Source organism: Pseudochrobactrum asaccharolyticum, assembly GCF_003314995.1.
In the GTDB taxonomy this organism is placed as follows: Bacteria; Pseudomonadota; Alphaproteobacteria; order Rhizobiales; family Rhizobiaceae; genus Pseudochrobactrum; species Pseudochrobactrum asaccharolyticum.
Genome location: NZ_QNRH01000002.1, coordinates 667,170 through 679,619, shown reverse-complemented (window position 1 = coordinate 679,619; position 12,450 = coordinate 667,170). Strand labels below are relative to the sequence as shown.

The following is a 12,450-nucleotide window of genomic DNA, read 5'->3' as shown; positions in this document are numbered from 1 at the left end:
GACGGGTCTATGAGCGAGCGGCGTCCGCGTCTTTATTCGATTGCATCGGGAACACCATTTCTGCCGCGTTTTGCCGATGCTTTGTTGAATGGTGAGCTGATCGAAGGCTTTGGCGCTGATGCAGGCAATCCGCTGGCGCTGGCTGGCGCGGTGATCTATGTGCCGACGCGTCGTGCGGCGCGTGCGCTGCGTGCCTTGCTGGTTGACCGCAACCCGGCTAATGCGGCTCTGTTGCCATCTATCCGCCCGCTGGGTGATGTGGAGGAAAGTGCCGCGCTGTTTGACAGTGCCGCAGAAGAATTTCTCCAGCTTGCGCCGCCTATGAGCGAGCCGGAGCGTCTGCTGTTACTCGCACAGTTGATCCGCCCGTGGCGCGAAAGCCTGCCGTCGCATATCCGTGCCATGTTCGGTGCAGAGGATATTGCCATTCCGGCAACCACTGCTGATGCCATTTGGCTGGCGCGTGATCTGGTGCGGCTGATGGATCAGGTGGAGACAGAAGGCGCAAGCTGGAGCGAGCTTGGTCTGATTGCACCGGAAGAGCTTGCCGATTGGTGGCGGGTGACACTGCAATTTCTGGAAATCGTCACCAAAATCTGGCCGGATGTGCTGGCCGAGCGTAACCGTTCCAATGCATCGCAGCACCGCAACTGGTTGATTGAATTTGAAACGCAGCGGATGCAGAAAAATCCGCCGCAAGGCCCTGTGATTGTGGCCGGTTCCACCGGTTCTATTCCGGCAACAGCAAAACTGGTAGCAACGATTGCCCGTTTGCCAAAGGGCGCTGTGGTATTTCCGGGGCTGGATCGTGATCTGGACGAGAAGGCATGGACCTTGCTTGCCGACGGGCTGAATAATCCGTCCACCTATGGCCATCCGCAATATGGGCTGCGCAAGCTTCTGGATCAGATGCAATGCCGTCGTGAGGATGTGCAGCATCTGGATATTGAAAATCCGGCCAAGCGTATGCGCGAGCACATTGTCAGTGAGGCGCTGCGTCCGGCAGAAACCACAGACCTATGGGGGCATTTGCAGCTCGAGCGCGAAGCGGTGCGCGATGCGATGCAGAATGTGGCGCTGATCGAAACATCCAATGAGCGTGAAGAAGCACTGGCAGTCGCACTGGCGTTACGTGATGCGATTGAAGAACCGGATAAAACCGCAGCGCTGGTGACGGTTGACCGTAATTTGGCGCGGCGTGTGGTGCTGGAACTCACCCGTTTCGGTATTGATGCGGATGATTCCGGCGGTAAACTCCTGCGCGATACGGAAGCGGTTATTCTGCTGCGCCTGTTGATTACGTGTGTGTTTGAACCGGGTGATCCGGTGGCACTGCTGTCACTGGCCAAGCATCCGCTGGTGCGGCTGGGGCAAAAGCGCGGTGATCTGCGTCGTGCTGCGGAAATGCTGGAACTGGTTGCCCTGCGTGGTGGTACGGGAAGGGCGGATATTGCTGATCTGCCGGGCTTCCTTGAACAGAAAATGATGGAAGCCTCTGCCAAGCCTTATGAACCGGCGTGGCAGGATAATATTGCGGCGGCAGAGCTTATCCAGTTGCAGACTTTCTGTGCGGCAATGACGGCTGCTGTGGCACCGCTGACCGATCTCATCCGCATTCAAGCGCGGATTGAAGTTCCGCAGATCATGCGGGCGAGTGTCGAGGCACTGGAAAATCTGGCGCGGGATATCGATGATACGGTGCATCTGCTCTATCAGGGGCAGCAGGGCGAGCAATTCAGTGCGTTTCTGCGCCAGCTGATTGCTGCCGATACAGGGCTGGATTTTTTGGCCGAAGAATGGCCGGATATGTTTGAAGCGCTGCTGGCCAATGAAACGGTCAAGCCGCATCCGGGTGGTCATCCGCGTGTGTTTATCTGGGGTGCACTGGAAGCGCGTCTTCAGACGGTTGATACAGTGATTGTCGGCGGGTTGAATGAGGGGATTTGGCCGGCGAAAACCCGCAATGATCCGTTTATGTCACGTCCGATGAAGGGCATGATCGCACTTGATCCGCCGGAAGTGCGAACCGGCTTGGCTGCCCATGATTTTGCCATGGCAACGGGTATGGAGCAGGTGATTTTCTCCCGCTCACAGCGCTCTGAAAATGCACCGACTGTGCCATCACGCTGGTTGCTGCGACTGGAAACAGTGACGGGTAAAGCGGTAACGGACGCCATGCGTGAGCGCGGCGGGAAATATCTGTACTGGGCGCGTCTGCTCGATGTCAGCCCCGATGTACCGTTTGTCTCGCGTCCGGAACCGAAACCGCCGGTTGATGCACGGCCGAAACATTTCTCGGTCACGGAAATTGAAACACTGCGCCGCGATCCTTACGCGATCTATGCCAAAAAAATCCTGCGTCTGCGTGCATTGGAACCACTGATCCGCGATCCTGCTGCAGCTGAACGCGGAACGCTGTTTCATGATATTCTCGGCGAATTTACCCGCCGCGATATTGATCCTCTGTCATCGCAGGCAGAAGAAGAATTACTGGAAATCGGGCGCGGTGCTTTTACCGATGCCGATCTGCCGCCGGAGATTGAAGCCGTGTGGTGGCCGCGCTTCACCGCGTTGATACCGGAATTTTTGCATTGGGAGCGTGAGCGTGCGCCTTATGTGCATGAACGTCATGCGGAGATTTCATCGGCAAAAGCGGTTGTCGAGCCGCTGGCTGTGACACTGTCCGGTCGTGCTGACCGTATTGATGTGATGCGCGACGGCACGACGGTAGTGATCGACTATAAGACCGGTTCCACACCATCGGTGCGCCAGGCTCATGTGCTTTTGTCGCCGCAACTGGCGTTGGAGGCAGCTCTGTTGCGCCGTGGTGCCTTTAAAGAGATCGGCCAGAGCGATGCGCAGGACTTGCTCTATGTGCGTTTGCAGGGGGGCGGAAGGCTTAAGCCGGAATCCATTCTCAGTACGGATCGTGGTGCCAGCGTGAAGACGGCTGTGGAACTGGGTGAGGAATCGTGGACGCGCCTCGGAGAATTGCTCACGGAATATAATCGCGAGGAGCAGGGATATCGTTCCCGTGCTTTACCGTTCCGCGAAAGTGATCTGACGGGTGATTATGATCATCTGGCGCGAGTTCTGGAGTGGTCAGCGGGCGGAGCAGACGAAGGCGGAGATGCATAATGAAACTTAAAATCATTCCGCAGGAAACCATTGATGCACAGGCTAAGGCTGCAAACCCTTATGATTCTGTCTGGGTATCGGCCAATGCCGGTTCCGGTAAAACTCATGTGCTGACAGAACGGGTGATCCGGCTGCTGCTGGAGGGCACAGACCCGTCTAAAATACTTTGTCTGACCTATACTAAAGCTGCAGCGGCAGTGATGCAGAACCGTGTCTTTCAGCGCTTGTCGGAGTGGGCAGTGCTGGATGATGAAGGCTTGAGCCAAAAGCTCAAAGATCTGGAAAAGCGTGAGCCCGATGCAATCCGTCTTGAAATTGCACGACGTTTGTTTGCCCGCGCTTTGGAAACGCCGGGTGGTTTGAAAATCCAGACCATTCATGCTTTTTGTGAATCCATTCTGCACCAGTTTCCGCTCGAAGCGAATATTGCCGGTCATTTTGAAATGCTCGACGATATGATGCAGACGGCGCTGGTAGGGGAAGCACGGCGGCAATTGCTGGAAGTGGCCTCCACCTCTGCCCATGCGGGTCTGGCTGAAGCTTTTGCCACGGTGCTGGAAACCGCCGGTGAAATGGGGCTGGAAAACCTGCTGGATGAAGCGGTGTCCAAGCGCCATGCCTTGCATGGATTTATCCGGCAGACCGGCGTTGCCGAAACCCGTCAGGATGTTTTCTACCATCATTTCGGCTTCGAACGGCAAGACACTGAAGCTGATATTCTCTCCGATCTCTGGCCGGTGGCTGAATTTTCAGAAGATGTGCTGGATGCGGTGATGAACCTGCGCAAACCTGCTGCCCGTGCGCAGGATGTGGTGCTGCAATTACGGATGATCAAACCGCAGACCACACCGGCACAAATGCAGGATATTCTGCGCAAGGCATTTCTCAAATCCACAGGCGAGCCGAAAAACGGCTCATGGGTGGCGACCGCAGCAGTTAAAGCGGAACTGCCGGATTTCGAAGACGACTTTAACCGCGTTGCTGCCGATATTCATGAGGGGCTCGACCGGCTTAAACTGCTGAAGCTGATCCGGCTCAATCTTGCGGCTTTCACACTGATTGATGATCTGCTGTCGCGTTATGAGAAGATGAAGCGCAATCGCGGCTTGCTGGACTTTGATGATCTGATCAACCGCACCGTCTCGCTTTTGTCGCGCAACGGCGCGGGCATGTGGGTGCAGTATAAGCTTGATCGCGGTATCGACCATATTCTGGTCGATGAGGCGCAGGATACCAGCCCTGAACAGTGGCAGGTGATTAATATGCTCTCCGCCGAGTTCTTCTCCGGCTCGGGGCAGCGTGACGTGCGTCGTACCCTTTTCGCTGTGGGTGATGAGAAACAGTCGATCTATTCCTTTCAGGGCGCACGTCCTGAGGATTTTGCTGCGACCGGCAAAGCGGTTTCACGCATGGCAGCCCGTGCGGAATTGAGCTTTGAAAAAGTCAGCCTCAATTTCTCGTTCCGCTCCACACCGGATGTGTTGTCGGCGGTGGATACGGTGTTTTCGCGCGAAGAGGCTTTTCGCGGACTTGGTATTGAGCGACAGCCGACCGTCCATGCGGCGATCCGTTCCAATGATGCCGGTGAGGTTGAGGTCTGGGATATTCTGACGCCGGAAAAGGTTGAAGAGGTTGAGGACTGGCGCACGCCGATTGACCAGCTACCTGCACCGGCCGTCAAGCTGGCTGAGCAGATTGCCACCACCATTCGCCATTGGCTGGACACAGGCGAACCGATCCATGGCAAAGGGCGGCGCATGGAGCCACGCGATATTATGGTGCTGGTACGCAAGCGTGATCTCTTTATGCCTGCGCTGTCTCGTGCCTTGAAAAATCGTGGTGTGCCGGTGGCCGGTGCTGATCGTCTGCGCCTCACCAGCCATATCGGGATTAAAGACCTGATGGCTGTCGGGCGCTTTGTACTGCAACCGGCGGATGATCTGTCACTGGCAAGCGTGCTGAAAAGCCCGCTCTTTGGTTTGACTGAGGAGCAGCTTTATCGTCTTGCGCAGCCGCGCGGCACCAAGCAGACACTTTATACAGCGATGGAGAAGCTGAGTGAAAGCGATGCGCCGGATGCGGGCGCATGGCAGGTGCTGCACACAAAAATGCGTCGCTGGCGCAATATGGCCGATACAATGCCGGTCTTTGAGTTCTATGCCCGTATTCTCGGACAGGATGGCGGACGGCGTAAATTGCTGGCGCGGCTCGGGCCGGAAGCCGGTGACGTGATCGACGAGTTTCAGAACTACGCATTGGCAACCGAGCGCAGCGGTCTTCCCGGGCTACAGGCCTTTTTGGAAACGCTGGAAGCAGCCTCACCGGAGATCAAGCGCGAGCTGGATCAGAACCGCGATGAAGTGCGTATCATGACGGTTCATGCCTCCAAGGGGCTGGAAGCGGCTGTGGTCTTTATGGTTGATCCCGGCAATGCCGCATGGTCAGCAGGACGTGCGCCAAAGCTCCTGAGTTTTGATATGGCAGAGCCGGACGGTTATGAGGGCAAGGGCTTTCTCTGGCTGCCGAAGAGCGATTACGGCACCGGTTTTACTGCGGAGCTGCTGGAAGAGCTCAAAACCCGCTCTGAGGAAGAATATCGCCGTCTGCTTTATGTCGGCATGACCCGCGCCGAAGACCGGCTGATCCTGTGCGGCTATCGCGGCGAGCGCGAGAGCGAAAATACATGGTTGAAACTGGCCTCTGACGGGCTGGGTGATGAGGCTGTAGCCTATGATCATCCGGTTGAGGGTGTGAGCGCACGCCGCTATCGCAAGACAGAACTGGCGGAACTGGAGATACAGGACAAAGCGGATGCGACTGAGACCGCCTATCCGCCATTGCCTGAGCATTATCGCAGGCCGTTGGAGCCGGAGCAGGGGCTGCCACGCCCGCTGACACCATCCGGCGCCTCCGCTTTGATTGAGGCCGATGCGGAGCAGGTTGTGCGCAGCGGATCGCCGGTTCTGGAGCAGGGCGCACAAAGTGAGGGCAGTGGCCGCAGCTTCGGCTTGCAGCGCGGAACGGTAATTCACACATTGCTGCAACGTTTGCCGGATTTGCCTGCTGAACAACGCGAACAGGCGGCACGGCGTTATCTGAATATTGCTGCCGGTGATTGGCACGAATCACAACGTGAAAAAGTACTGGCAGCGGTCAGCACTATTCTGGAGGATTCGCAATTCGCTGCGGTATTTTCACCGGCCTCCAAAGCAGAAATCTCGCTGATGGGTAAACTGCAACTGCGCGGCAAGGAACAGGTTGTTTCCGGCCAGATTGACCGGATTTGTATTGAAGACGACCGTGTGCTGATTGTGGATTATAAGAGCAATCGCCCGCCTGCACGCACACAACAGGAAGTGCCGCAGGCCTATATCACTCAGCTTGCATTGTATCGCGCGCTGGTTGAGCCGCTTTATCCGCATAAACGTGTTGAGGCTGCGTTGCTGTTTACCGAGGGGCCGCATCTGATTGTGCTGGATGAGGATGTGATAGAACAGGCACTGATTGCGCTGGGTAAAGCTGTATGACGGGATGGGAGGCATGAACTGTAGTTACTAGCTTCCGGTAACAAACCGGCTCCTGTATTGACATGGAAACTGCTTTATTATTGACCTTTCATCACAATGACACCACATATCAGCTAATAATGAATTTGAACTCAGGATATGTCCTGTATCAGTGAAAGAGGAAAGCCAATGGCGACCGTTAAAATTGACAATAGCAATTTCGAATCCGATGTGCTGAAAGCTTCTGAACCGGTTGTGGTGGATTTCTGGGCCGAATGGTGCGGACCTTGCAAAATGATTGCACCGGCTCTGGAAGAAATTTCATCGGAAATGGCCGGTCAGGTAAAGATCGCCAAAGTGAATATCGATGAAAATCCGGAACTGGCAGCGCAATATGGCGTACGTTCCATCCCGACATTGCTGATGTTCAAAAATGGTGAAATCGCTGCCAATATGGTTGGTGCAGCACCAAAGAGCCGTCTGGCTGACTGGATCAAAGCTTCGGCTTAATCAGATGAAAACTATAAAAAAGCCCCGCATAAGCAGTTATGCGGGGCTTTTTGTTTGTACAGATCATCGCTTATTGCGGTGGCGTGTTGTTCGCTGCCAGCACATCACCTGCCAGATAAAGCGAGCCGCCGATCAGAATGCGCGGGGCAATCACCTCATCTTTGACCTGTTCTTTGATGGCTTTCAGCCCGTCAGCCACACTGGCGACCGGCAGAGCTTCCAAACCGGCTCTGCGCGCTGCATCGGCAAGCGTTTCATGATCAATACCGGAATCGCTTGAGCTGATTGCTACCGTATAGACCTGTCTGGCCATGCCGGTGAAAGCTTCAAAATAACCAACCGGATCTTTGGTGTTGATCATACCGGTAATCAGATAGAGCGGACGCGGATCGCGTTCTTCAAGTTCAGCCAGAGCTTCGGCAATGACCACGCCAGCACCCGGATTATGCCCGCCGTCGAGCCAGATTTCTGCCTTTTCAGGGGCAAAACGGATCAGATCGCCCTGTGTCAGGCGCTGCATACGGGCAGGCCAAGTCACAGATGTCATGGCTTTCTCAACAGCCTGATCGCTTAACGCAAAACCGGCTTCGCGCACGGCTTTGATGGCGGCAGCGGCATTGGCAATCTGGTGACGACCCGGCAGGCGCGGCAGCGGCAGATCAATCAAGCCGCTCTCATCCTGATAGACCATACGGCCATGTTCCTGATAGGCAAGAAAATCCTGCCCGAAGACGCTGACAGCGCAGCGCAGCCGGTCTGCAATATCAATCATCACCTGACGGGCATCATCGCTACTCTGATAACCAATCACCACCGGACAGCCGCGTTTGATAATACCGGCTTTTTCAGCCGCAATGATCTCTACTTTATCACCGAGATAGGACTGATGATCGAGCGAAACCGGCATGATCAGTGAGACAGCAGGTTTGGTGATGACATTGGTTGCATCAAAACGCCCGCCAAGACCAACTTCCAGAATAACCGCATCCGCCGGATGCTCGGCAAAGAGAACAAAGGTCACGGCAGTCAGAATTTCGAAAACGGTGATCATATGTTCACCATTCGCTTCCGTTACCCGTGCAACGGCATCCGAGAGCGTTGCATCATCCACCAGCTGACCAGTTTCACCTTTACGTCCGAGACGATAGCGTTCATGCCAGTTCACCAGATGCGGTGAGGTGTGCACATGCACGGCCAGCCCTTCCGCCTCCAGCAATGCGCGGGCGAAAGCGGTGGCCGAGCCTTTGCCGTTGGTTCCGGCAATATGGATAATCGGCGGCAGCTTGTCCTGCGGATTGCCCAGCGCTTCCAGCAGACGGCTGATGCGTTCAAGCGACAGATCAAAACCCTTCGGGTGTTTTTCCAAAAGGCGTTCAATACGATGTGCGGCGGTGAGATTTTGTGTCATGGCAGATCCGAAAATGCTCTATCTATTTGCTTTTACGCGTATCTTATCTGATCGAAGCGGGATTAGAAATCAGTCCGGTGGACTGATTTCCCCGCGAAGGCGCTTCACACTTTTACGCGTACGCCCTGATAATCGCAGATGAACTGACCAGTTTGCAGTCTGTTTTGCAACAGGTACTTAGAAAAGAAAACGCGCCGCTGGTTGAGCGGCGCGAAAAGTTGTCTTGGCGGCAAAAAACTCTGCCGCTCAGAATAAAATCTTATCAGACAGAAGCGGCGCGGGCTGCTGTTTCAGCAAGCTCAGCTTTCGCTTCACTCGCAGGCTGCTTCATCATGATTTTCAGGATACGGGCAACGGTTTCTTTCATCTCCAGACGGGAAACCACCATATCAATCATACCGTGATCCAGCAGGTATTCCGCGCTCTGGAAACCTTCCGGCAGCTTTTCACGGATCGTCTGTTCAATCACGCGCGCACCGGCAAAACCGATCATTGTGCCTGGTTCTGCAATTTGGATATCGCCGAGCATCGCATAAGAAGCGGTTACACCACCAAAGGTCGGGTTAGTCAGCACCACGATATAAGGCAGGCCAGCTTCTTTCAGCATTTCCACGGCAACAGTGGTGCGTGGCATCTGCATCAGCGACAGAATACCTTCCTGCATACGGGCACCGCCGGAAGCGGAAAACAGAACCAGAGGGCGTTTCTTTGCAAGGGCAGTTTCAGCTGCTTTAATGATTGCCTCACCGGCAGCCATACCGAGCGAGCCACCCATGAAAGCGAAGTCCTGCACGGTTGCAACAATCGGCAGACCTTCAATCGTACCGGTCGCATTGATGATGCAATCATCCTGCTGTGTGCGGCTGCGATAGTCTTTCAGACGATCAATATATTTCTTTTCGTCGCGGAATTTCAGCGGATCGGTCGCAACTTTCGGGCTTTCCAGAGTCTCATATTTGCCTTCATCAAAGAAGAAACGCAGACGGTCTTTGGCCGGAATACGCATATGATGACCGGAAGCAGGGATTACCCACTGATTGCTTTCCAGATCTTTATGAAACACCATCTCACCGGTTGACGGGTCCTTGATCCAGAGATTCTCCGGCATTTCCCGACGCCCCAGCATGGAGTTGAGCTTCGGGCGGACATAATTCGTAATCCAGTTCATATGGGCTTTCCGTTGTTCTCAAAACTTGAAACTTTTGTGTCTTTAAACATAAAATGCATAAAACACAAAGAAAGCCGCAAATTTGCGGCACTCTGTTAATTGTTTATTTTACGCTGCTTATTGGGCAGGAGCAAGGCGGGCCTTGCGAACACCTGATGCAAGTTCACTGACAACAGCCGATGCAGCGGCAACAGGATCACCCTGAACCTTGTCATTGGCATCCAGTGTACCGGCAATCGCTGCCACAATCGCGGAGCCGACAACCACACCGTCAGCTGAAGCACCGATAGCCTGTGCCTGTTCTGCAGTGCGGACACCAAAGCCCACACAAACCGGCAGGTCTGTGTGGCTCTTGATACGGGCAACCGCTTCACTGACCTGTGTTGTATCAGCCAAAGCTGAACCGGTAATGCCGTTCATCGAAACGTAATAAACAAAGCCGGAGGTGTTTTCGAGCACTTTCGGCAGGCGCTTTGCATCTGTGGTCGGCGTGGCCAGACGAATGAAGTTGATGCCGGCTTTAATCGCTGGAATGCACAGCTCATTATCCATTTCCGGCGGCAGATCAACAACGATCAGACCATCAATACCGGCTTCCAGTGCATCCTTGATGAAATGCTCAACACCGTAAATATAGATCGGGTTGTAATAGCCCATCAGCACGATCGGAGTTGTGTCATCGCTCACGCGGAAATCACGCACCATCTGCAGCGCTTTCGGCAAAGTCTGGCCTGCATGCAGCGCGCGCAGGGCTGCTGCCTGAATGGCCGGACCATCAGCCATCGGATCGGAGAAGGCCATGCCGATTTCAATCACATCAGCACCGGCCTTTGGCAGGGCTTTCATGATTTCAACCGATGTTGCGTAATCCGGATCACCACCCATAAAGTAAGTGACCAAAGCAGGGCGGCCTTCAGCACGCAGGGCTGCAAATTTCTCATCCATACGTCTTGTCATAATTTTCCTCGTGGCAGCGTGCGTGACAAATAAGCGGTGTGCGGCAAGCCTGCCATGACCGTCTCTATCCATGCCCTGCGTTCAAAATCAATAATAGCGAGTTCCCAGACACAGGCCATCAAATGCGCGGGCGCAGGTCTGAAACTGACCGCACCCGTGAGATCCGAGCGCCAAAGATGCTGAGTGCAAATACCGCCATCAATCCATTGATGGAGTAGTAGCCACAAAGCCTCTTCGCCCTCATGGAGTATGGCAAAGCCTGCATCATGCAACGCATATGCGCTGAAATCACCGGCAGCAGCAGAGATCTGCTGTGCCGCTGCTGTAATTTTATCGGCGGTAAGACTGTCAGACTGCGCACTGATAAGGTTAAGCTTGATCTGTGCAGAGCCGCAAGTGATCACCTGCCCGAACCATGCGGAACGGGGGCTGTATAGATCACTGCCCTGTCGCGATAAAGCGGCCATGAATTACATTTCCATTCCGAGAATTTCGCCGACAGTGTGCACGTCTTTATCACCGCGACCGGAGAGATTGACGATCATGATCTGATCCTGATCCATTTCCGGTGCCAGTTTCAGAGCCTGTGCAATCGCATGGGAGGATTCCAGTGCCGGAATAATACCTTCTGTGCGGGTGGTGATCTGGAAGGCTTCCAGTGCTTCATCGTCCAAAATCGGCACATAAGTCACGCGGCCGGTATCTTTTAGCCATGAATGTTCAGGGCCGACACCCGGATAATCGAGACCGGCGGAAACCGAATGGCCTTCAAGAATCTGGCCGTCTTCATTCTGCAACAGATATGTGCGGTTGCCATGCAACACGCCCGGATTGCCTGCGGTCATGGAGGCGCAATGTTTGTCACCATCCAGTCCGAGGCCACCGGCTTCAACACCGTAGATTTTTACCGTTGTATCATCGAGGAACGGATGGAACAGGCCGATGGCATTGGAGCCGCCGCCGACAGCCGCAATAATCGCATCCGGCAGGCGACCTTCACGCTCCAGCATCTGTTCGCGGGCTTCAGTGCCGATTGCTGACTGAAAATCACGAACCATTTCGGGATAAGGATGCGGGCCGGCCGCTGTGCCGATCAGGTAATAGGTGTCTTCCACATTGGTGACCCAGTCACGCAGGGCTTCATTCATTGCATCTTTCAGCGTACCGTTACCTGCGGTCACAGCATTGACCTTGGCACCGAGCAGTTTCATGCGGAACACATTCGGCTTCTGGCGTTCAACGTCCGTTGCGCCCATATAGACCACGCATGGCAGACCGAAGCGGGCAGCAACAGTGGCCGATGCCACGCCGTGCTGACCGGCACCGGTTTCCGCTATGATGCGGGTTTTGCCCATACGCTTGGCAAGCAGAATCTGGCCAAGGCAGTTATTGATCTTGTGACTGCCGGTATGGTTCAGGTCTTCGCGTTTGAAATAAATCTTCGCGCCTTTTTTGCCATTGGCATTACCGCCTTTGGCTTCAGCCTGTTCACGCACATAGCGGGTCAGGCCTTCAGCATAATACAGCTTGGAAGGACGACCGGCATAATGGGTGGAGAGCGCCTGCAACTCGGCTTTAAATTCAGGGTCTTCCTTGGCCGCATCATAGGCTGCCTGCAGATCGAGGATCAGCGGCATCAGGGTTTCAGCAACGAAACGCCCGCCGTAAATACCAAACATGCCGTCTTCATTCGGCCCGGTTTTGAAAGAATTGAGCTCGCTCGACATGAGATATGCTTCCGATCTTTGATTCAAATGAATGCC

At 54.6% G+C, this 12,450-nt stretch carries 8 protein-coding genes; 3 read left to right on the top strand and 5 right to left on the bottom strand.

Features of this window, described 5'->3' with window-relative positions; genetic code table 11:
- Positions 1–9: 9 nt before the first annotated feature.
- From addB to trxA, 3 genes are all read left to right on the top strand, one after another.
- Positions 10–3,138 (top strand): double-strand break repair protein AddB, encoded by a 3,129-nt coding sequence (gene addB, locus DFR47_RS07600; RefSeq protein ID WP_113943752.1) that lies wholly within the window; start codon positions 10–12, stop codon positions 3,136–3,138.
- On the top strand, positions 3,135–6,665 hold the full coding sequence (addA, locus tag DFR47_RS07595; RefSeq protein WP_374788351.1) for a double-strand break repair helicase AddA: 3,531 nt from the start codon (positions 3,135–3,137) through the stop codon (positions 6,663–6,665). The genes addB and addA overlap by 4 nt, the downstream gene beginning before the upstream one ends.
- 168 nt (positions 6,666–6,833) lie before the next feature.
- Positions 6,834–7,154: a thioredoxin gene (trxA, locus tag DFR47_RS07590; protein WP_113943750.1), complete on the top strand. Its 321-nt coding sequence runs from the start codon at positions 6,834–6,836 to the stop codon at positions 7,152–7,154.
- Positions 7,155–7,224: 70 nt separating this feature from the next.
- Here trxA and DFR47_RS07585 read toward each other — a convergent pair whose 3' ends face one another.
- The 5 genes from DFR47_RS07585 to trpB form a co-directional block, all read right to left on the bottom strand.
- Entirely contained in the window at positions 7,225–8,562 is a 1,338-nt protein-coding gene (locus DFR47_RS07585) for a bifunctional folylpolyglutamate synthase/dihydrofolate synthase (protein WP_113943749.1), read from the bottom strand.
- Positions 8,563–8,824: 262 nt separating this feature from the next.
- Positions 8,825–9,730 (bottom strand): acetyl-CoA carboxylase, carboxyltransferase subunit beta, encoded by a 906-nt coding sequence (accD, locus tag DFR47_RS07580; protein WP_113943748.1) that lies wholly within the window; start codon positions 9,728–9,730, stop codon positions 8,825–8,827.
- A 117-nt stretch (positions 9,731–9,847) separates the two neighbouring features.
- Positions 9,848–10,687 (bottom strand): tryptophan synthase subunit alpha, encoded by an 840-nt coding sequence (gene trpA / locus DFR47_RS07575; RefSeq protein ID WP_113943747.1) that lies wholly within the window; start codon positions 10,685–10,687, stop codon positions 9,848–9,850.
- Positions 10,684–11,154: a hypothetical protein gene (locus DFR47_RS07570; RefSeq protein ID WP_113943746.1), complete on the bottom strand. Its 471-nt coding sequence runs from the start codon at positions 11,152–11,154 to the stop codon at positions 10,684–10,686. The genes trpA and DFR47_RS07570 overlap by 4 nt, the downstream gene beginning before the upstream one ends.
- A gap of 3 nt (positions 11,155–11,157) precedes the next feature.
- Positions 11,158–12,414 carry a tryptophan synthase subunit beta gene (trpB, locus tag DFR47_RS07565; RefSeq protein WP_113943745.1) on the bottom strand — a complete coding sequence of 419 codons (1,257 nt, stop codon included), beginning with the start codon at positions 12,412–12,414 and terminating at the stop codon, positions 11,158–11,160.
- Between the last annotated feature and the right edge of the window lie 36 nt (positions 12,415–12,450).